This window comes from Tumebacillus algifaecis, assembly GCF_002243515.1.
Classification (GTDB): Bacteria; Bacillota; Bacilli; order Tumebacillales; family Tumebacillaceae; genus Tumebacillus_A; species Tumebacillus_A algifaecis.
The window spans coordinates 2470752-2493580 of sequence record NZ_CP022657.1; the positions used below are offsets into that span (position 1 = coordinate 2470752).

11 protein-coding genes are annotated in these 22829 nt (G+C 54.6%); 3 read left to right on the top strand and 8 right to left on the bottom strand.

Features of this window, described 5'->3' with window-relative positions:
- Window positions 1-136: 136 nt before the first annotated feature.
- Complete coding sequence (locus CIG75_RS10475) at window positions 137-7312, bottom strand: non-ribosomal peptide synthetase (RefSeq protein WP_094236622.1); 7176 nt, start codon at window positions 7310-7312, stop codon at window positions 137-139.
- A gap of 170 nt (window positions 7313-7482) precedes the next feature.
- Here CIG75_RS10475 and CIG75_RS20715 point away from each other — a divergent pair, with 170 nt between their 5' ends.
- On the top strand, window positions 7483-7638 hold the full coding sequence (locus tag CIG75_RS20715; protein WP_157729503.1) for a hypothetical protein: 156 nt from the start codon (window positions 7483-7485) through the stop codon (window positions 7636-7638).
- Window positions 7639-7803: 165 nt separating this feature from the next.
- On the opposite strand, the gene CIG75_RS10485 is transcribed toward CIG75_RS20715, so the two are convergent.
- From CIG75_RS10485 to CIG75_RS10495, 4 genes are all read right to left on the bottom strand, one after another.
- Window positions 7804-14637 carry an amino acid adenylation domain-containing protein gene (locus tag CIG75_RS10485; protein ID WP_094236624.1) on the bottom strand — a complete coding sequence of 2278 codons (6834 nt, stop codon included), beginning with the start codon at window positions 14635-14637 and terminating at the stop codon, window positions 7804-7806.
- Between the two features lie 134 nt (window positions 14638-14771).
- Entirely contained in the window at window positions 14772-15002 is a 231-nt protein-coding gene (locus CIG75_RS20720) for a hypothetical protein (RefSeq protein ID WP_157729504.1), read from the bottom strand.
- Window positions 15003-15360: 358 nt separating this feature from the next.
- A complete protein-coding gene (locus CIG75_RS10490) occupies window positions 15361-15987 on the bottom strand; it encodes a fumarylacetoacetate hydrolase family protein (RefSeq protein WP_094236625.1) in 627 nt (208 codons plus the stop codon).
- Between the two features lie 271 nt (window positions 15988-16258).
- On the bottom strand, window positions 16259-17635 hold the full coding sequence (locus CIG75_RS10495) for a S8 family serine peptidase (RefSeq protein WP_227874198.1): 1377 nt from the start codon (window positions 17633-17635) through the stop codon (window positions 16259-16261).
- A gap of 865 nt (window positions 17636-18500) precedes the next feature.
- Here CIG75_RS10495 and CIG75_RS10500 point away from each other — a divergent pair.
- Entirely contained in the window at window positions 18501-19073 is a 573-nt protein-coding gene (locus CIG75_RS10500; protein ID WP_094236626.1) for a hypothetical protein, read from the top strand.
- Between the two features lie 75 nt (window positions 19074-19148).
- Here the strand turns inward: CIG75_RS10500 and CIG75_RS10505 are convergent, their stop codons facing one another.
- Both CIG75_RS10505 and CIG75_RS10510 read right to left on the bottom strand, forming a co-directional pair.
- Window positions 19149-19844: a pirin family protein gene (locus CIG75_RS10505; protein ID WP_094236627.1), complete on the bottom strand. Its 696-nt coding sequence runs from the start codon at window positions 19842-19844 to the stop codon at window positions 19149-19151.
- A 114-nt stretch (window positions 19845-19958) separates the two neighbouring features.
- Window positions 19959-20909: a phosphatase PAP2 family protein gene (locus CIG75_RS10510; RefSeq protein ID WP_157729505.1), complete on the bottom strand. Its 951-nt coding sequence runs from the start codon at window positions 20907-20909 to the stop codon at window positions 19959-19961.
- A gap of 169 nt (window positions 20910-21078) precedes the next feature.
- Between CIG75_RS10510 and CIG75_RS10515 the strand changes: the two genes are divergently transcribed.
- A complete protein-coding gene (locus CIG75_RS10515) occupies window positions 21079-21318 on the top strand; it encodes a glutaredoxin family protein (RefSeq protein WP_094238408.1) in 240 nt (79 codons plus the stop codon).
- A gap of 164 nt (window positions 21319-21482) precedes the next feature.
- Here CIG75_RS10515 and CIG75_RS10520 read toward each other — a convergent pair whose 3' ends face one another.
- Window positions 21483-22712, bottom strand: coding sequence for a glycosyltransferase (locus CIG75_RS10520; protein ID WP_094236629.1), 1230 nt, complete (start codon window positions 22710-22712; stop codon window positions 21483-21485).
- Window positions 22713-22829: the final 117 nt, after the last annotated feature.

Here is a 22829-nt window from a genome sequence, read left to right on the forward strand (position 1 = left end):
CGGCTGTACGCGCCTTCTAGCGGGACTTTCGCGAGAATAAACGTGAGTATCGCTTCTTGGCTGTCCGGGCCGAAACTGTTCTCGTCGCAGAAAATCGTCACGCAGAAAGGAACAGCCAACCGGCTGTTCCTTTTATTTAAATCAAATGTCCTGCGCGTCCCACTGTCTGCAACAGGTTGTTCAGTTTTTCGGCTACCTCCTGCACGTTTGGCTGGAGGAACAAACTGTGATGATCGCCAGGCACCGGAACCACATGCACATCGCCTTTTGTGAACGCTTGCCACAGCTTAGGCTCCACCAACGGATGAGCCAACTCTTGCTGTTGTGGCACTTCCGAGCAGCGGAACAGCGTCAAGTCTGCGCGCACATTCGTTGGCGGCACATAGGAGAACCCGGCGATGCCGTTGTTCATCATGACGCGCATCTTCTTGCGCATCGCTTGCGGGGTCGTGCCTTCTGGCAAACGATTCAACTCATGCGCGCGGCGCAAGACAAGGTCAAGTCCTTCCTCGAACGACAGATCTTGTAGCAAAGACAGATCGAGTTCAACCTGGGCGGCCTGATGAATCAACGCCACCTCCTCCGACTGCTGTCCGGCATTGATCTCCCCGTTTTCCGGGTCGATCGGCATGACGTCAAACAGGCCGATGAACTCCACAACTTGCCCTTGCGCTTCCAGCTGCAGCGCGAGGTCAAATGCCGCAACTCCGCCGAACGACCAGCCTGCGAGGCGATACGGACCTTCCGGCTGAACCGCTTGAATCTCAGCCAAGAAGCGCTCCGAAATTTCTTCCATCGTCGAAAGCGGGGCTTCATCCGACTCGTAACCGACCGATTGCAGTCCGTATACGGTCTCTGCTTCGGCCAAGCCTTTCACCAATTGCAAGTAGCTCATCACCCCGCCCCCTTGCGGCGGAAGCAGGAAGAGCGGTGGACGGGTTCCATCCCCTTTTTTCAAGAGGACGAGCACGGAGCTTTGTTCCAGTTCACGCTCCCCGCGCAGGTGACTGCACAGGCCAGCCACAGACGGCGATTGGAACAGCGAGGTCAACGGCAAGATGACGTCAAAGCGTCTGCGGACCGCTTCGAGCAGCGCAACCGCCTTTAACGAATGACCGCCGATCTCAAAGAAATTGTCGTTCATGCCGACCGGATGCATTCCGAGCACCTCTTCCCAGAGCTGCGCCATCGCCAACTCGATCGCGTCGCGCGGTGCTGCGTACATGTACTCCCCCGCTGTCTGCTCGGGCAGCGGCAGTTTTTTGCGGTCGATCTTGCCAGTCGGAGTCATCGGCATCGCCTCGAGCAAGATGAAGAAGGACGGTACCATCTGTTCGGGCAGGCGGGCTCGTAAGGAACTGCGCAACTCGCCTGCCGACAAGCCCCCTGTTTCCTTCGGCACGACATAAGCGACCAACTGCTTGTCAAAAGCTTTGATCTCACGCGCCAGGACGACCACTTCTGCGACCGCCTGAAGCTTGCCCAACGCCGCTTCGATCTCACCAAGCTCAATGCGGAAGCCGCGAATCTTCACCTGGTTATCGATGCGCCCAAGGAAGTCGATCGACCCGTCCGCCATGTAGCGTGCCAGATCACCCGATTTATACCAGCGCTCCCCGTCGATTTCAACAAACTGTGCTGCCGTCAGCTCCGGTCTGCCAAAGTACCCGCGGGACAGGCCACTGCCACCGATGTAGAGCTCGCCTGGCACGCCGATTGGCACGAGGTTGCCGTGCACATCGTACATGCGGATTTTAGCATGATGCATCGAGGAACCGATCATGTAGCGCTCCATCGACGCATCGCGCGGAACCGGGTACTGCGCACAGATGATCGCCGCTTCAGTCGGACCGTACAGGACGCGAACTTCGGCGTGGCGGAACGTGCGGTGCATGTCATTGAGCAGTTCTGGTGGCACCGCATCGCCGCCGATAAAGATCATGCGCAAGTGGTCGAAGCAGGACGTATCGATCGCTTGGCTTGCGATCAGGTCTACGATTTGACGCATCAGGCTCGGAACGGTATGGATCAGCGTATAGGTTTGCAGATCGCGAACAAGAGCTGGCAGGTCGAGCAAGTGCTCTTTGTTCAAAATGACCGATGTCCCGCCTGTGATCAAAGGATTGAACAGTTCGAAGTACGCGATGTCAAATGCGAACGAGGCGACCCACGGGAACACATCGTCTTTAGAGAAAACGAAATGTTGCTGGCTTGCCAACAGAGTCGCGATCAGTTGACGATGTTCGACCATGACCGCTTTCGGACGCCCGGTCGAGCCAGACGTGTAGATCAAATAGGCAAGATTGTCCGCGCGTACAGGTGAGGTCACGTTACTGTCCGCATCCTCCACTGCCTGAGGAAGCTCCTCATCGATGAGCACCGTCAGCGCTTGGTGAGGCGGTAAGCTCGGCGCAAGTCCCGTGCTGGTGATCAACAGCGGCATGTTCGTATCTTCCAAGATCAACGCGAGGCGCTCCTCAGGATAAGCAGGATCGAGCGGCACAAAAGTGCTGCCCGCCTTTAGCACGGCAAGCAGTGCGGTGACCAGATCCAAATTGCGGTCGAGGAACAGGCCGACCAGTTGCTCCGGGCCTGCACCTAGACGTTGCAGGTGACTTGCCAAGCGGTTCGCACGGGCGTTCAGTTTGCGGTACGTCAGCGACTCCGTTTGCCAAACCACGGCGGTCGCGTCTGGCGTGCGCTCCACCTGTGCTTCGAAGAGGTGATGAACGCAGAGCGTTGGCTCAGGTGCGACAGTAACTTCGTTCCACGCCCCGAGCAGCGGCTGAAGATCGTCCGCCGTGAGCAGTTGCAGTTCGGTCAGCTTTTGCTCAGGATGCTCGACGATCGCATGAAGCAACGTTGCAAAATGTCCGATCCAGCGCTCCATCGTCGCCCGCTCGAACAAATCGGTGCGATAGTCGAAGTGCAGTTCTAGACCTGCGTCGTGCTCGACGAACGTGACCGCCAAATCGAAGGCGGTGCTCGATGCTTGCATCGGTAGCGGCATCAAGGCAAGCCCACTCTGCTTGGCTTCGTCCGGTTTGCGTATCACTTGGAACATCACGGAGAAGAGCGGAGAGCGGCTCAGATCGCGCTCTTGTTTGGCCAATTCTACCAATCGGTCAAACGGATACTCATGGTGGGCGTACGCATCCAAAGCCACTCGTTTCGCACGCTCGAGCATATCATCAAACGACAGGTTGCCCGACAGATCGAGGCGCAGTGGCAAAGTGTTGATGAAAAAGCCGATCAACTCTTCCAGTTCCATCACATTGCGTCCGGCTTCCGGTGTGCCGATCACAATATCCTGTTGCCCGCTCATCCGAGATAGGAATGTGCCTAGCGCGCCGAGTAGCACCATGAACAAGGTCGCATCATGTTGCGTGCCCAAGGCGTTTACTTTGTCAAAAAGGTCTCGGTCGAGCAGGCGATGGATGCTGTTCCCTTCAAACTGCTGTAGCGCCGGGCGCGGATGGTCGGTCGGCAGATCAAGCACGGGAAGATCACCTGACAACTGTTGTGTCCAATACGCTTCCGACTTGGCCAGAAGCCCATTCGCCAAGCGGTCATTCTGCCAGTTCGCAAAGTCGCGATACTGAAGCTGAAGCGGTGCGAACGGGCTAGCCTCCCCTTTTGCGTACGCTTCATACAGCTTGTGGAACTCATCGTGAAGCAAGCCCCACGACCAGAAGTCGGTCACGATGTGGTGCTTGGTGATCAACAGCGCATGGCGCTCCTCACCAAGCTTCAGCAAGCGGATGCGGATCACCGGACCATGTTCGAGGTCGAACGGCAACGTCTGCTCTGTACGGATGAGCCGTTGCAATTCGGCTTCTCGCTCCGCTTCTGGCCACGACGAGAGGTCTTCGAGCGGTACGTCCAGATGATAAGATGGTGCGACTCGCTGAACTGGCTCCCCATCTTGCATCGTGAAAGTGGTTCGCAACACCGCATGGCGGTCGATGATCGTTTGAAAAGCACCAACCATCGCGTCTTTGTGCAACGCGCCTTCGATCACATACGCTTCTGGCATGTTGTATGCCGTGTTCTCAGGTGTCAAACGCTGGATGAAATACAGACGACGCTGAGCGTGTGACATGGGGTAGCTGTCCGCTTCAGGCAGGACAGGTATCGTCTGAGAAACGCCGTCAACCTCTTGTTGAGCGCTGACATGCGGCACCAAGTCACGCAGTGTCAAATTTTCGAAGAGGATTCGCAGCGGCACGTCGAGGCCGAGCTTTTGCTTGATCCGCGAGCGGATCTGAATCATTTTCAAGGAGTGTCCGCCAAGGTGGAAAAAGCTGTCGTCGATCCCGATGTTTTGGCGCTCCAGAATTTCACTCCAGATCTCGGCCAACGCCAGCTCCAATTCAGATCGCGGGGCGGTAAAGGAACTGCTTTCTTGCTTGACCGCCTCCGGTTCTGGTAGCGCTTTGCGGTCCACTTTCCCGTTCCGATTGAGCGGAAAGGCGTCGAGGACGATGATGTGCTCAGGAATCATGTACTCCGGCAGGCGATCATGCAGATAGTCACGCCATGCGTCCCCTTCCACCGCTGCGGAGAGAATCACATAGGCGAGAATGCGGTTTTGCCCAGCTCCGTCGGGGCGCACGATGGCGATCGTCTGCTCGACCGCTGCATGGGTCAAGATCGCAGCTTCCACCTCGCCAAGCTCGATGCGGTGCCCACGGACTTTGACTTGAAAATCGACGCGGGAGACAAACTCCAGACGTCCGTCCGGCAGGTAGCGCCCGAGATCGCCAGTCTTGTACATGCGATCGCCACGGCCATCTGCAAAAGGATTTTGCACAAACGCCTGTGCGGTGCGCTCCGGGTCATTCAGATAACCGCGACCAACACCGATGCCTGTCATGCAAATTTCACCTGTGCACCCGATCGGAACGGGGCGATTCCACGGGTCGAGAACATAGACGCTAAAATTGGGAATCGGAGTGCCCAGCGTAACAAAATCGCGGTCGAGATCGCAGTCGGCATGGTTTGTTGCGGTGATCACTTTGTGCGACGTATCGTCCGAGCATTCGGTCGCACCGTACGTATTGACCACCTTCACCTGCGGATACGCGCGAAGCCAGCGCTCGCAAAGACCGCTGCGCAAGCCTTCCCCGGTGGACAGCATATAGCGCAAGGCTGGCAGTGCGGCCTCCTCGCCCTGTTCTGCTACCGCCTGCAAGAACATTTCGATCACAGCGGGCACCATTTCGAGGATCGTGACATGATCGCGCTGTACAGCGGCAAGCAGTGCCAGCGGGTCCATGGCGAGATCATTTTCATAGATGACAACCGTACCGCCGACCATCAACGGCGCTAAAAACTGCCAGACCGAGATGTCAAAGCAGTGCGACGCATTTTGGACGACGATGGAGCGGTCGGTCAGCTCGAGCAGTTCGATCTTCGCATACAGATGGTTGAGCATGCCGACATGCTCAACCATCGCCCCTTTCGGCAAACCGGTGGAACCGGAGGTAAAAAAGACGTTGGCGAGATCGTGCGGTTCGTTGCAATTGGGTGGGTTGGTATCCGAATAGCTGGACAGTTCGTCCAACTGATCCAGCGAAAAGATGAGCGCCTGTGGGGACAGCTCATTGCTGCGCTCATTCAGCCCATCTTGTGTCAAGATCACAGAGGCGCCCGATGTTTCAATGATCGAAGCGAGGCGTGTATCGGGGTGAGCCGAATCGAGCGGCACGTATGCTCCGCCCGCCTTCATCACGGCGACGATCGCCGTCAGCATGTCGATACCGCGCTCCGCGAACAAAGCAGCCAGATCATCCCGGCCAAAACCTTTTTCGCGCAAGAAATGCGCCAAACGGTTGGCACGCGCGTTCAGTTCAGCGTAAGTCACTTGTCGATCGCCGCAGATCGCTGCGACTCGATCGGGCGCCTTGGCCGCCTGGTCTGCAATCACTTGGTGTGCAAAACGATCGAGCGGATAGGAGGTAAGCTTCGAAGCGGAGAACGTGCCCAACACCCCTTCCCGCTCTACTGCGGGCAACACGTTCAATTCACCAATGCGCGCCTGAGGGTTTGTGACGATGCTTGTGAGCACCGTTTCGAGGTGCAGCAACATCGCGTCTGCCGTTTCTGTCTGCAGACGGTCGCCCGCATACGTGGCACGAGCCAGCCACGTCTCGCCCACTTCCAGATCGAGGGCGAGCGCGAGGTCCCCCCCTTCCCGCTTCGATTCCAGGGTGGCGCGCAGTCCGCCCGCCTGTGTGACTGGCGATTCGTAGACGGTAACCGAACTGCTGTACAGTTCCTGACCCTCGCCAAGACTTGCGTAGTTTCGCACTTCAGCGAGCGGAAGTACGGCAAAGCTGGCCATCGTTTCGATCAGCCGGTGCAGATTGCTCAAGAACGAACCCACCGCTTCGTCTCCATCGATGCGCACATGCACTGGAAGCGTATTGCTGAAACGGCCAACCATCCCTTCCGCTCCAGCAAGCGTGGCTGGGCGCCCCGAAAAGCCCGCGCCAAATGTCACGCGATCCTCCCGCGAATACAGGTTGAGCAAAAATGCCCACGCTGCCTGCACCAGCGTCCCCGCGCTGATGCCTTGCTCAACTGCCAATTGCTCCAAGGAGCGGGATAGCCCCGCCGAGAACGTGCGGCTGGTGACACCTGGCGCTCCCGCTTTTCCTTCGCGCAGGCTTAACAGCGGTGTTGCCGCTTCAAACTCGGCAAGGTGCTGGGCCCAGAACTCACGAGCAAATGAGCGATCCTGTGCGTTTAACCAGTTTAGATACTCTTTGAATGACGCTCGATGTACCACAGGAAGTGCCGTTCCTTGAACGAGTACCTCAAAAGCGGTCAACAGGTCAGCTTGCACGATGCGGCGGCTCGTCTCGTCGAGAATCATATTGTGATACGTCCAGATCACGACCGCATTGGCCGCATCGAGCACGGCCACCGTCACACGGAGCAGTGGACCTTCCCCCAGGTGAAACGGTTCGCGTCCCGTCTGTGCCGCTTTTTCGATTTCTGCCGTCGCTTCCTCCCCACTTTTTCCGGTCAGGTCGAGGATTTCCACCGGGATCGGGCGCGTCTTCAACAGCACCTGTACCACACGCCCGCGCACAGGACGGAACACGGTGCGCAGCAACGCGTGTTGAGAGATGACGTGAGCAATGGCCGCCTCCCAGTGCGCAGGATCGAAAGAACCGCTCAGATGCAACCGCACCTGCGAAACGTGTGTCTTTGCATTTTCTGGGTCCTCCTGCTGGTAAATGCGCGTCTGCAAGAGAGACAGATCGAGAACTTCTTGGACGTTTTCTTTTGACAAATAGTTCACAGGGCAACCCCCTTCTTAATTGAACAGCTCATCAAGGTCTTCCTCATAACGCAGAACATCTTCGGGGCACGCATGCCCTGACTCGTACAAGTGTCGAGCAAGATCAACAACAAGGCGTTCGAGTCGCACTTGTCCCGATATCCCATTGCGGCGGTGAGCAGCTTGACAAAATGATCGACAATACGAACTTCTGTCGTGCCGCTCAACCGCACGACGTGATGGATCTGCGTCCTTTTCCAACTGCGATAGAAAAAGCGATCCGCTTCGTCTGCAACGCATCGACAGGTGTGCGGGTCGCAGAAATTGCTTCTCCTTTTAAAAAGTGATCCGCGTAAATCACTACATTCATCCATTATAATAATTCTTCTAAATTTACAAAAAACCTCCCAAATAAGTTAGTTAGAATCTAACTTAATATTAATCCTTCGACTTTTACTTAACTTCATACAGAAGGAGCAGCCGACAAGCTGCTCCTTCTGCGGATGACCGACTCAAATGAAAAGTTCATCCAATTCTTCTTCTGTCAACGCCTGATCCTCTTCATTGTTGAGCGGCAGTTCGCCAATTGAGCGATCTGGATCTTCGGAGATGCTTTCCAACAAAGTCTGCCATTGCTGGAGCAGTCGTTCCATCGTCACTCGATTGAACAGATCGGTGTTGTACTCCACCATCGCTTTCATTCCATCGGCGCGCTCTTCCACATACAAGGTGAGATCGAACTTTGCGATTCCTAGGTCGGACTCGACCATTTCCCAGCTCAAACCTGGCAGTTGCAACGAGTCGAACCCGACGTCCTGCAGGACGAACATCGTCTGAAACAGCGGGGAATATCGGCGGTCAGACTGCGGTTGCAGCTCCATCAACCGCTCGAGTGGCGCCGCTTGATGAGCCAGCGCATCCAACGTCACATCGCGGACGCGCTGCAAGACGGTGAGAAACGACGGGCTGCCCGACAAATCGCTGCGCAAGACCAGCGTGTTGACGAAAAAGCCAAACACGTTCTCCACTTCGGCCCGCTCCCGCCCTGCGCTTGGCGATCCGACCACCAAATCGCTCTGCCCGGTCCATCGGTACAAGAGCACGTTGAACGCCGCCAGCAACAGCATATACATCGACACCCCTTCACGGCGGGCGATCTGTGCCAAGTTGTCCAGTCGTTCCGATGGCAGTTCGCGCGTAAGTGTTGTGCCCACATAGGTCTGCGTTGCCTGTCGCGGATGGTCAGTAGGCAAATCAAGCACTGGCAAGGTCCCAGAGAGTTGCCGCTTCCAATAGCTCATCGTTTGTTCCATCCGTTCGCCGTGCAACACTTCCTGTTCCCATTTGGCATAGTCGGCAAACTGAAGCGTCATTTCCGGCAATTGTGGCTCTCGCTCCTGCGTGATCCCCGCGTACACCTCGCCCAGTTCTTTCATAAAAACTTCGACCGACCAGCCGTCTGCAATTATATGGTGCAGATTGAGCAGCAACAGATGATCGTGCGGTTTCAGCTCGAACAGATCGGCACGGATCAACGGACCTCGAGCTAGATCGAACGGCTTTTTGGCTTCTGCGAGAATCGTTTGCCACACTGTCGCTTCTTCCTGTCCGCTGTGAACCTGCACCATCAGTGTCAGATCAGCGATCACCCGTTGCATCGGTGCGCCGTCCACTTCAATAAACACGGTGCGAAGCGCTTCATGTCGCGCGACCAATTTTTGCATACTCTCCGTCAACGCCGCTCGGTTCAACTCCCCGCGCATGCGGATCGTCAGCGGAATGTGATACAGCCCGTCGCCAGCCTGCACCTGTTCGATGAACCAAAGTCGGCGCTGGTTGTTCGATACGGGAAACAGTCCGTTCCGCTCGGCCATGTGAATTGGCGGCAGTTCCACACCGCGCCCAAGATGCATGATCTCTTCCGTCAGGCTGGCCACGGTCGGCGCTTGGAACAGCGCTTTGACCGACAGATCGACACCAAACAGCTTGCGCAACCGGGCTACCGCTTGTGTCGCCAAAAGTGAATGGCCGCCGAGAGTAAAGAAATGATCCTCACGCCCCACAGCGGGCAGTTCCAACACTTGCGCAAAGACACCGCCGACCAATTCTTCCTCCTGTGACCGCGCCCCACCACCGGACGCGCGATCCAGCACGTCCTCCTCCGGCTTTGGTAGACGGTTGCGGTCGATTTTGCCATTCGGGTTGAGCGGAAACTTCTCCAGAAATACGAATGCGGACGGCACCATATACTCTGGCAGCGATGCGGACAGATGATCGCGCAGCACACTTGCGGTCACCTCGTCTTGCTTGACCACATAAGCGGCCAGACGCTTGTCGCCCGGCACATCTTCGCGGACGGTGACCACCGCTTCCCGCACCGCCGCGTGACGTCCCAGAACCGCTTCGATCTCCCCGACCTCAATCCGAAAGCCGCGAATCTTCACTTGGCTGTCCATGCGGCCCAGAAACTCCAACAGTCCATTTTCCAACAGTCGAACCGAGTCACCCGTGCGATAGAAGCGGCCCGCTTCTCCGCTGCCAAATTTCTCTGCGGTCAGCTCTTCCTGCCCTCGATAGCCGCGTGCTACCCCGGCCCCCTCTACGATCAGTTCGCCCGGCACGCCAAACGGTACGAGATTGCCGTGGCGGTCACATACCCGCAGATTGGCATTTTTCAGATTCGTACCGAGCAGACAGCGCTCCGACAAATTCCCGCGCCGTGCGAGATAGTGGGTGCACAAAATGGTCCCTTCGGTCGGACCGTACAGCACATAGACATCGGCCTGTGGAAACATCTCGTGCTGCATCTCCAACAGGTCGGCATACACCGCATCCCCGCCGCAGAATAGCAGTCGCATGTTGGCATAGTCGGCCGGAGCGCGCCCTTCCTCCCGCATCGACTGCACTAGTTGACGCATCAGGCTCGGGACGGCAAACATCGCGGTGTAACTTTGCACTTCCTCGGCCCAGCGCGGAAAATCGAGCAACAGGTCTTCTGGCAAAATCACAGTCGTTCCGCCTGTCATCAGCGGGCAGAACAGCTCAAACTGCGCGATGTCAAACGCCACAGAAGCGGTCCACGGCATCACATCGCCCGCTCGAAACCCAAACTCCTCCACACTCGCCCACAGCGACGAGATCAAGTTCTGCTGCTCCACCATCACCGCTTTTGGACGTCCGGTCGAGCCGGAGGTGTACAAAAGGTAGGCCAGTTGGTTCAGCGAGAACTCCAAATCGAGGTTATGGACAGGTTGATTGGCGATCTCAGTCCACTGTTCATCGATCTGCACGACCTGTGCACCCGTTTCGGTTAACAGACCTGCTAAGCGCGCTTGCGTGATCACGATCGGTGCCTTAGTATCGTCCAACATGTATTCGATCCGCTCTTGTGGATGTTTCGGATCGAGCGGTACATACGCGGCACCTGCCTTATGTACGGCGAGCAAGGCGACCGCGACTTCCATCGACCGCTCCATCAGCACACCGACCAGCGTATCAGCACCCGCGCCCAACTCGCGCAGGTGGCGGGCTAAGGAGTTGGCTTGAGCGTTCAATTCTCGATAGGTCATCTGCGCTTCCGCCATGCGCAGCGCCACCGCTTCCGGCGTCCGCGCCGCTTGTTCCTCCACGATCTGATAGACCGCTCGCGTCGGCTCTTGCATCGTCCCATGCAAGACGGGCTGCTCCATCCCAGTGAGCAATGGCAGTTGCGAGATCGGGCTGTTAGATGCAGTCGCGATTCCTTCGAGCAGAGTTTGGAAATGTCCGGCCATCCGCATGATCGTCGTCGCTTCAAACAGGTCAGAAGCATATTCAAACCGTGCAAGCAAGCCGCCCGCACGTTCTTCGACGACGACCGCCAGATCAAATTTCGCTGTGCTGCTTGTCAGATCGAGCGGCGTGGCCGCCAGCCCCGATACCGAAAAGTCGGGCATCGGCATGTTCTGCAAAGCAAAAAACGTCTGAATAAGCGGCGAGTAGCTCAGGTTGCGTTCTGGCTGCAACGCTTCGACCAGATTGTCGAACGGCAAATCCTGATGCGCATACGCTTCCAGCGTCGTCGTGCGCACCTGCGCCAACAGATCGTCAAAAGCTGGGTCGCCCGACAGGTCAGTTCTCATCACCAGCGTGTTGACAAAAAATCCGATCAACTCCTCCACACCACCATAGTGACGCCCTGCGATCGGTGAACCGACCAGTTGATCAGTTTGATCCGTATAGCGATGCAACAGCACCTTGAAGGCTGCCAGCAACAGCATGTACAACGTGACATTCTCCTGCCGCGCCACCTTGTCCAACTTCGCTTTCAACTCGTTTGACAAGGTCAAAAACTCTACCGCACCGCGATAGGTCTGCACCGCCTTACGGGGATGATCGAGCGGCAGTTCGAGTAGGGCCGGTGCGCCTTGCAACTTGTCTGACCAATAGGCGAGCTGTTCTTCCAACACCTCCCCTTGCAACCAATCGCGTTGCCACGCCGCATAGTCGGCATACTGCACGCGCAGTTCTGGCAAGGAGTTACCTTGATACAGTTCCGCCAGTTCGCGGAGCAAGACCCCCATCGACCAGCCGTCAGAAGCGATATGATGCAAGTTGAGCAACAGCAGATGCTCATGCTCCAATACGGGCACGACCTCGACGCGCAACACGGGGCCGTTTTCCAGATCGAACGGACGATCTGCCTCCCGCTGCAACCATTGCAGAGCTATCTCTTCATCCATCTGCGGGTGAAACGTCACCGCCGCTCCACCGTGGCTAAATGGCGCGATCACCTGATGCGGTTGACCGCTCTCATCGACATAGGTCGTGCGCAGCGCTTCGTGACGCCCGAGGATGGTTTCGATGCTCCGCGTGAAAGCGGCTCGATCGAGCGGCCCCGTCAAGCGCAGGGCATAAGGCACGTTGTACAGCGCGCTGCTCCCTTCCAATTGATCGAAAAACCACATCCGTTGCTGGGCAAACGACAGCGGTTCACGACCCATCCGCGGGACGGGGGAAATCGCGGTGCCCCGTGCTGCCTCCCCGCTAGCCAATATCCGTTCCAACTCACGGGCCAGTTCTTCTGCGCTCTGCGCCTCCAAGAGGCTTTGCATTGGAAGTTCCACGTTGAGCGCTCGGCGGACGCGTGAGATGACCTGTGTCGCCAGCAGCGAGTTGCCGCCTCGTTCGAAAAAGGAGTCGCGAATGCCGACCTGCCGCACGCCAAGCACATCTGCGAACGCGCCGCACACTAGCTCTTCAACCTGTGTGCGCGGTGCTGCATAGCCTTCTTCTGAAGTCCATTCCGGCTCAGGCAAGCGTTTGCGGTCGATCTTGCCATTCGGGTTGAGCGGAAACTCGGACAGGTAGACGAAAGCAGACGGTACCATGTAGTCGGGCAACGCTACTTGTAAGTGTTCGCGCAGTTCGGACACCGTCGGAGCGCTCACTTCCGACTCAAGCACCAGATAAGCGACCAGACGCTTCTCCCCGTCCCCATCCGCACGGGCCGTCACTACCGTTTCATTAATTGCCACATGAGTTGCAAGCCGTGTTTCGATCTCCCCGATTTCGATGCGAAACCCGCGAATTTTCACCTGATTGTCGATTCGGCCCAAGAAATCAAATGTCCCGTCGGCCAAGCGCCGCACCAGATCTCCTGTGCGGTACCAACGCGTTCCGTCGAGCTCCACATATTTTTCTGCGGTTAGATCCTCGCGCCCGCGATAACCGCGGGTGACCCCGTGTCCCCCAAGATACAGTTCGCCAGGCACCCCAAGCGGCATCAGATTCCCATGCCCGTCGTAAACCCTCATCCACGCATTTCCAAGCCTTTTCCCGATCGGGTAGCCCTCAATTTTCTCTTGGCGTTTGGCATGGTGGGTGGAGCAGATGATCGCCCCTTCCGTCGGGCCGTACATCACGTGAACCTCCGCATTTGGAAACGCGCTGTGCATCTCTGCTAACAGGTCGGGTGCAACCGCATCGCCGCCGACGAGTAGCAAGCGCATCTGCCCATACTCCTCTGCTGTCCCACCAAGTTCTCCGATCGATTGTACAATCTGCCGCATCAAGCTCGGCACGGCATGGAGCGCCGTAAATCCTTTGATCGTTTCGATCAAACGTGGAAAATCGAGCACCTGCTCGTGAGCGATGATGACCGTCTTCCCACCGGAAACCAGCGCAACAAACATCTCCAAAAACGAGATGTCAAAAGCGACAGATGCAATGAGCGGCATCACATCATCTTCCGTAAATGAAAAATGGTGCACGGTCGCCTCCAACGTGGACATGACGTGGCGGTGTTCGACCATCACCGCTTTCGGCTTACCTGTCGATCCCGAGGTGTAAATCAAGTAGGCCAAGTTGTGGCCTGCCGCCCCCAGTTCCGGACGCATGTCGGGCTGCTGCGTGATCGCCCCCGCTTCCGCATCGAGCAGCACGGCACGGCACTCCGTCTCGGGAAGCTGGTCGAGCAGGTGTTGATAGGTGACCAGCACGTTCACCGCCGCATCTTCTAGCATAAATTGAATTCGGTCTTGCGGTAGCTTTGGATCGAGCGGAACATAAGCCCCGCCCGCTTTAAAAATCGCCAAGATCGCGACCACGACGTCGAGCGACCGTTCCATATACAGACCGACCAGCACTTCCGGCCCGACACCTTGTGCACACAAGTACATGGCCAAGCGATTGCTTCGTTCCTGCAGTTCGCCGTAGGTGAGCGTCGCCCCTTGGAATTCTAACGCGACCTTGTTCGGCCAGCGCTCAGCCTGCGCATCCACTTGAAGATGCAATAGTGGTGCATCACCACCCGACAGTTCGTCCTCCTTCGCTGCCAATTCGCGACGCTCCCGTTCGGTCAGCAAAGGAAGTTGCCCCAGCATCCGCTCCGGCTCTTGGACAGCCCCACCCAGCAAAAGGAGAAAATGTTGGCTCAGGCGCATGATCAACTCTTGCGAATAAAGAGCACCGTTGTAGCTCCAGCGCACCGTATCGGCAGACAAATCGAGTATCAGCGGATGCGCACTGACAGTCGCCAACGACACCTCCTGCACTTGCCCTGCTTGTAACAGCTCCTGAAATGACATCGTGTCCGAGAGGCTCGACCACAACGCGATGCCGCGGTCTTCAGAAACTCGTGCGAGCACGGCAATTTCCTGCTCAGCCGTATAACGGTATAAGAGCGTTTGATACGCGGTGAGCAGGATACGTGTATCGCCGACCCCTGCCTGCTTCGCAAAAACACGCAGTTCCGCTTGCAGCTCTTGTGAGAGCGAGAGTGTAGATTCGACCGTTTTCACTTCATTTGTACGTGGCAGATCAGCCAGCACCTGCACCAACGGCAACTGTTGTACGGATTGTTCCACAAATAGCCCTCCTACTAGAAAAGTTCATCAAGTATCGACTAGTCCCGCTGTTCTTCCGAAATCTTCTGTAAACTGTGCTCATAGGCAAAATTGGGCCCGTCGCTCACCGTCGCTTTTGTGCGCGAGATCGCTTCCTACCAGCGCAGCGGCTGTTGAAGAAACGAGATCGGAGATAGCAACGCCATGTGAAAGCCGCTGCAGATCACGTCGGAAAATTGGCGCTCCACGATGGCGGCAATCCCCGACGTGGTATGCACAGACCGTGCCTCCGCATCCTTTACAACTGATCGCAGTCGCACCGAATTGCCATTTTGTCGTGGCGAGTAAGCGGGCACAGCCAGCACGCCCGCATATAAAACAGTCAAAAAAGGCTGACACATACTCCATCCCCGAAGGGTACAACAGCAGCGCCCGCTCACCTACAGCATCCAAATTCTGCAGCCAAGCGGCCACCGCCCGCGCCTTTACATTCAACGCCACGTAACTGATCTGTACTTCTTTGCCAGCTTCCATCCAAAACGAATATCTTGCTCGTTCCGGCTGTTCCACCTTTCATTTGAATTTACTTATAATTATACATTGTTGAAAACGATTACTTCAACCGATTCATCTAAATAAATTTTGAATCGCTCTCATCTGATAAAAAATAAACCTTACAATCCCAAACCTTCCCGATCACCAAACAAAAATCCCTTGTGCCACTGCGCACAAGGGATATTTCGATTAACGCAAGCGAATCGTGCAAGAACCCATCAACTCTTCGCCCCAAAATAGCTCTAGATGATCGCCATCTTGTAATGCTCCGACTCCGGCTGGAGTGCCTGTGAACAGCAGATCACCGGCTCCAAGCCCGAAATGCTCAGCCGTATACTCAAACAGCGCTTGTAGGTCGAACACCATATCCCCGATGTTGCCACGCTGGACTTCCACACCATTTTTCAGCATGCGAAACTCGACGTCCAATGCACCTTTCACGCCTGGAAACGGGCGGTCTGCCGTGACGACTGCCGAATTTTTGAACCCTTTCGCCCGCAGCCACGGATGGCCTTTTTTCTTCAACTCCGACTGAACATCGCGCAAGGTCAGATCGAGGCCCAGACACATCCGATCAACCGCCTCGTCCACGCTCATCCCCTGGACAAACGATTTATTTACGATGACCACCAATTCCAGTTCATGATGGATCTCGCCTTGATCGGCAGGCAGTACAATCTCCTGACCTTCGGCCTGCACCAGCGCATGAGTCGGCTTGGAGAACAGAAACGGCGTAGTCGGCACCTCATTCCCCAACTCGGCCGCATGTAGTCGGTAGTTACGACCCACACAATAAATGTTGCGAACATCTTCCATCAAAATTCCCCTTTTCTTCTACTGTCAAACTATCAAGTCATGGATGTATTCGTTTCACTCCCTGAAAATCCTGCCTTCTCACCCATGCGGAACAAGCACACCGTTTGCTCGTCTCATGCACCGCTTCCTGCGAGTACGATCATAAAAATTCCCACTTCTCCACCTTCCCATGCCCGCAGATTTTGCCATGCCTTTATCGAACTTCTGTTCCTGCATGCGCGGCATACAAAAAAGCACGCCCTGCAACAGGCGTGCTTTCGATCTTTCAGAACTATTTGAGAGCGTTCTTCGCGTTGATCAGACCGAAGCCGGAGTACTTGTCGAAGCCCTTGTCGAGAATGTCGGTCGTAGTAGACATGATTTTGTTCTTAACTTGTGCCGGAGTCAGCTTGTCTTTGCCAGCTTTCGCGATGATAACGCCTGCCAGACCTGCAGCTTTCGGAGAAGCCATCGAGGTACCGATCATCCAAGCGTAGCCGCCACCCGGATAGGTGTTCAGGGTGCGTGCGTTTGCATCGCGCAGAGACGGATCCAGGCCCGGTGCCCACAGCGGACCGTAGTCGCCGCCCGGAGCGGAAACATGAATGTGCGCCGCACCATAGTTGGAGTAGTAAGCGCGGTTCAAACCGATACCGTTCGATGCAACGCGCAACATCAGCGGAGAGGACGGGCTACGCAGGGTGGCACCTTTTGCATCCGGACCGAAGATGTCTTTCGTCAGTTGGGCCGGGTTGGAGATGTTCATCCCGTTGTTACCGGAAGAACCGACAACCGTAACACCTTTTTTCGTTGCGTACGAGATTGCGCGTTCGAACAGCAGTTGGTCAGCGATTACATCTTTCGGGGTGCTGGACGGATCTTGAATCCAGTTGTAGCCACCAAGCGACATGTTGACAACGTCAACGTTGTCATCGCCAGCCGCTTTCAGCGCTGCTGCGATGTCAGAAGTTTCCGCGCCGCCGGTCGGACCGAATACGCGGTATGCTGCGATTTTCAAGTCTGGGCCGATACCCTTCACGCGACCGTTCGCAGCGATTGCCCCTGCAACGTGCGTACCGTGACCCGCTTGGTCGATCGGATCGGAGATGCCCGGTACAAACGATTTGCCGTAGAGGTAGTTGTCTTTCAGATCCGGGTGGTTGTAGTCGATACCGGTGTCGATAACACCTACGACGATGTCTTTGCCATCGGTTGTTTTACCAGTACCACCTTGCATCGTCCAAGACTCGCCGTTGATCGTAACTTGTTTGATGTCCCATTGGTAAGTATTATACAGGTCAGGCGTTACGGAAGCCGTTTGCTCCGGGTAGAACTGTTCTACAGCTTCACCAATCGTATCCGGGAAGATCGTGCCTTCCAGACCTACCGATTGCACGTACGGCGAAGATTTCAGCGTTTTATTGAAGTTCGGATTGCTGGTCACAACTTGCACAGCACCCAAATCGGAGAGCGTCTTCGTGATGGTACCACCAGCGTTGCTCAAGATGCTTTCAAAGTTGCTCGGAAGAGCCGACTCATTTTTAAATACTACCAAATATTTTTGTTGTCCTTGTGCAGCTTCTGCCTGCGGAGCTGCGCCCGGTGTCATGCCTGCAAAAGCAGTGACGCCCAAAGCTAAAGCTGTAAAAAATGCTGTTTTCTTTTTCAATGTAATCTCTCCCCTTCGTTGTTATGAGCTCTGTTTTTAGACTAATACATCTATTCGGAAATTACAATAGCCAATTTCGGAAAGTTTAAAATTGCGAAACTCTAGTAAGATAGCACTTACTTTTTGCGACTTATTTCAAGGAGCAAATCACTACAGATCAACCATTCACCAGCAGTGTTGAAGTTTTCGCAGTAGCACACAATCGAAGAAAATTTCAAAGTTTGCGAGACAAAGGGATCGATATCGTTTACTTGAGCATGAATTTGGAGAGTGGAGAGCAGTCAGAATCATGTGTATCCGCACATTATGTAACAGAAAAACTTGGACGAGATAGGTACTTTGTTTTTACATATGAAGAAATATAAAGAGAGTCGATTCGTAAAGAATCGACTCTCTGGCAATGGATCAAGAGATTTTGGAACGGCGTTTTCGCACCATGTTTACCGAATGTTGTAAAAATGGAAAACGACTCTATTCGCTTATTGTCATTCTAACACTGTGAGATCGGCACGAAACTTTGCGATCAGTACGGTTGCTAGAACGATCGGAGATTATCAGATTGCATGCCTTTATGCCTTTAAGTGAAAATTACATCTATCACCGTCATTTCTTCCATTAGACATTCGCGACGAAATAGAACCTGTGTACGCAATCTGGATCGACACCCCGATCAGCTCCTCCTATCGTCCCACGATCGGTCGCCGTTTGGCATAATTTTTGCTTCCAAAAAATACATGCACATCACCACGATTGGACATGCTATACTGCGAAGCGGAGCCCTAAAATCAACAGGGCTCCTTTTTCATGTAACCATACGCAAGTTCGTTGCGTCATATACAACACAAACACACTGGAGGTGCTGATCATGAAAAAAGCGCTGACTGTACTGCTCAGTTGCGCGGTATTGACGGGCCTTGTTGGATGCGGGACAAAAGACGTTGTGACCGGGCAAGCCGACCAGCAACCGGCCGCTTCGCAAAACGAAGAAATTCCTGGCCTGTTCCACAAAGCGGAGTCGAACGGTCTCGAAGTGATCGTTAAAGCGAGCAAGATCAAATACAAGCCGGGCGAAGAGATGATCATTCAAGCCCACATTCGCAACACCACCCAAAAAACAATGTTTCTCCAAACCCACAACGGTTGCGACACCGGAGTCAACATTTTTGTTCCGATCAACCAAAGTCAATTCGCGCTCGTGCCAGAAGGTGAAGCAAAACACTGTATCGAAATGATGGGCGTCAAAGAACTCAAGCCGGATCAAACGATCACCCATCAGGTAAAACTGCAAGCGAAAGACGATGTACAGCAACAAAATGTCAAAGCGGGTGCCTATGAAATCAAAGTCTCTGTGGACCTCACCTCGATGGACCACGGCATGATGAACACCGAGCCGCCCCAAACCATCACGATCTCTGCCCCCTTTACCGTCGTCGAGTAACAGAAACAGGAGTCCGCACTAACTTTGCGAACTCCTGTTTCACTTCTCTGCCCAAGCAACCACGCTGCCCGTTCCTTATAATTCGATCAAAATCAATTCGCTATCCTCGCTCGCCTCCAGCGCCAAGTGCTCTTCCTCCACCATCTTCACCTGATCCCCCTTTGCCAGAAGCGTATTCCCAATTTTCACGCTTCCGTTAATCACAAAGAGGTAGGCTGGCTTGCTGCCCAATTCATGATGCAATGCATTTCCAGCATCCAGCGAGGCCACATTGAACGTCACGTCCTGATGAATCCCGAGCGCTTCTCCCTTGGGTGTCCCGGAGACCACCGGAAGCCACACGTTTTTCCGCTCATCATTTCGAAACGACTTTTGCTCCCAAGACGGGGTAAGTCCCACTTCATTAGGAAAAACCCACATTTGCAGCAAATGGACAACCGTATCTGGAGAATTGTTATACTCCGAATGGAACACACCGGTGCCCGCAGTCATCCGCTGCACTTCCCCCGCCCTGATCACGCCTTTATTCCCCATCGAATCTTCATGGGTCACTTCTCCTGACACCACAAATGTCACAATTTCCATATCACGGTGCGGATGCATCCCAAAGCCTGTGTTCGGTTGAATCCAGTCCTCATTAAATACACGCAAATTTCCAAAGTTACGGTTGCTCGGGTCATAATACTGATCAAACGAAAAATGCCAGTAGCTTTCCAACCAATCAATCTTCGAATGATACCGATCGGCTGCCGGAATCACTTGCATCGCCATACGATTCTTCCTCCCCTAAAAAGTAACTTTACTTTCTAAACCAATACTAGCATACCTTATTTTCCCCGAATGTGAGCAACCTAACAAAAAAAGTCGGGATTTTTCGTCCCGACCTTACTTGACATCTCGCTCATCTTCCTTTTCAGCAGTCGCAACTTCCACCCTCGCTGACTGTGTTGGCATACGCCCTTCCTGAAGCCATTCGCCAAGTGCCAAGAATCGCTCCACAAAGCGAGCAAACCACTTCGAATTCACAATCAGATCGGCTAATTTCACACATCCATAGGCAAACAGCATTCCAGCAAACATATCGATGACCCAATGGATCTTCAAATACAAAGTCGAGAAAATGATCGACCAGCAATAAAACCCGATCACCCACTTATACCAGCGGCTCTTCTCCCGCAACGACAGCAAGATCGCCGCAAACGCGATCGACGTATGCATCGACGGGAAGCAATTCCACGCGGTCGTAAACTGCTGCTCCGGCGTCAGTGGCCGTGCCAACAAGTCGGGAGTGCCTTGCACAAACCAGACTTCTTGCAGCAAGATCGTATTATAAAAGGGTAAAATCAAAGGAACCTGCAACAGATACCCAGCCAGTGAGTACAGTGCGAGGCGCTTCACATCCTTCGTAAAAAACGCCCGGATTACACAGATCCAATAGGAGAGCGTAAAGCCGTTCATATACACCCAAGCCAGATAGTTGGTCAACCATTCCGGCTGCCACACGCGCGCCCAAGCTGCATCATTAAACGGGATCGAATTGAACCACTCATTCCACTGGAAAAAATGGCGAATGTTCTTCGTTTGAAATGAGATCACTTCATTCCACATAGGCCCGCCATATTTGTAGATCATATAAAAGGCGAACAGCGTAATGAAGCCGGCCGGTAAAAACTTGCGCCACGAAATCTCATTCGCATCTTGCTTCGTCCCTAGCAGGGCGAGGAGCAGAACGACCAAGCTGTACATCCCCCAGCTTTGAACTTGAAAAACAGCAAATAGCACAGCAGCCGTAGCCGCAATCAACACAGGGAACGAAACCTTTTTCAGAACCAACACGAACACGGCACTCTCCTTTGCTCCACGCAGGGTTACAAACGCAACTCAAAGTATAGCATCTCTTAGGCAACGCTGTCTTGACGATTTTACCCGATTCTGTTTTCCCGCTTACAGAAATCGTTCGATCACTCGCTTATGATGAAGAAAAATAAGTTTGGAGCTGATCAACATGGCCAACAAAAAAGTCGTCATCTACACGCAACCGACCTGCCCGCCCTGCTTTGAAGCGAAAGCATGGATGACCAACAGCAACATCCCTTTCGAAGACCGCGACATCCGCCAAGACGACAAGCACATGCAAGACCTGATCAACTTAGGTGCCAGCGCTACACCGGTCTTTCTCGTCGGCGACGAAGTGATCATGGGCTATAACCAACAGAAAATCAAAAGCGCTTGGGAAGCGCTCTAAGCAGTGACCAGCACCGCCTCGGCGGTGCTTTTTGATACAACAAAGGCACTTCACTCACGGCGTGAGGAAGTGCCTGCTCTTTTTCACTACACTCTAACTTTCTGCACGGTGGCATGCAAGATGGGAAGCGAGCCGAGCAGTCGTGCTGTACGCTCGCTCCCCCGCTATTGCCCGCGCTGGATGCGCTGACAGATCCTGACCAACTCGGCCACCACACTTTCCGAGCGGAAGCGGTCGATCTCCATCTGTCGTGCCTGTTCCTGCAACTGTGGAAGTCCGGTTAAGTACGCTTCCAACCCCTCTGCAATCGCCGCTGTATCCTCCGGATGATGCACCTGCCAGCCGTACTCGTTGAGGAGACGGCCCGCCGTCCCTTTCGTGGACGTGATCCCCAGAATCGGGCGATACGCCCCCAGATAGTCGATCAATTTTGACGACAAGAACAAATTCACATCGCTTGGCGCATCGACCAAAAGCAACAGATCACTCTCAGCCATCAGCTCCAAACTCCTTCGAAACGGTACCTGTCCCACGCGATTCACACGCAATCCCAACTGCTGTTGTGCGTCCTCTAGCAACCCGTGAAACGAACGTTCCACATTGCCTACGACCTGAAGTTCTAAGCGCTTTACCAGATCGGGACGATGTTTCTGCAAAATGGTCAGACCTTTGATCAGCGGGGCTGGGGAACGCAGCCCGTAAAAGTCGCCGATGTACGACATCACAATCGTTCCATCGCTCCTCTGCGGTGCATTCCCGCGGTACAATTCAGCATCAAAATGGTGCGGCAGTACGGTGGCGCGCTCGATCACGCCTGCACTTTTGTACACATTCGCGTACAAATCGCGCATCTCAAGCGTTGGAAAAATCAAGTGATCGGCCTGCTCGATCACTTGCCGTTCATACTGTTCGACGACCGCTTTCGTCTTCCCATGCAGGGGATGATACGGATTGTGCCCCCACGGATCGCTAAATTGCGCCACCCAAGGAATTCCCCACCGCTGCTTCGCTTCCAAAGCCAGCACATGGCTCGCACCTGGCTGCGAACGGCTGTACAGCACATCATAATCGCCCTTCAAGTTCGCCATCGCCCGCTTCGCCTCGCGCATCCAAATCGGATTGTCGATCGCCGTCAACCTCGCCATCGCCTCGCGATACACTTTGCGCAACACCCTCGACGACGGCTTCGGATTGGCCGCGCGGATCACGTTGACCGCAGGGCCCATCTCCTCCACCAAAAACTGATCCTCTTTAAAATCGGACTCCTTGCCAACCGTAAGCATATCCACCGCATACTCCCGCGACAGAAACTTTAACGTTTTCGCTACTAATATCGATTCCGCATTTAAAATCGGCGGCGCAAAGTAGGAGATCAAAAGCATTTTCTTCGACATGATCCATCCACCATTCTCTATGTATCTTCACCTTGTCCGGAAGGAATCCAAATTCACTGGTCAGTCATTTCATTTTCATCTTACCCTATGCATATGTCTGGTACAAGGAGGTGACTG

Bases quoted from the DNA above. Each gene is read 5' to 3' on its own strand.
- CIG75_RS10490 (WP_094236625.1), bottom strand. From the start codon at position 15,987: ATGGAAGATGTTCGCAACATTTATTGTGTGGGTCGTAACTACCGACTA.
- CIG75_RS10515 (WP_094238408.1), top strand. From the start codon at position 21,079: ATGGCCAACAAAAAAGTCGTCATCTACACGCAACCGACCTGCCCGCCC.
- CIG75_RS10505 (WP_094236627.1), bottom strand. From the start codon at position 19,844: ATGGCGATGCAAGTGATTCCGGCAGCCGATCGGTATCATTCGAAGATT.
- CIG75_RS10500 (WP_094236626.1), top strand. From the start codon at position 18,501: ATGAAAAAAGCGCTGACTGTACTGCTCAGTTGCGCGGTATTGACGGGC.
- CIG75_RS10520 (WP_094236629.1), bottom strand. From the start codon at position 22,712: ATGTCGAAGAAAATGCTTTTGATCTCCTACTTTGCGCCGCCGATTTTA.
- CIG75_RS20715 (WP_157729503.1), top strand. From the start codon at position 7,483: ATGATCGACAATACGAACTTCTGTCGTGCCGCTCAACCGCACGACGTG.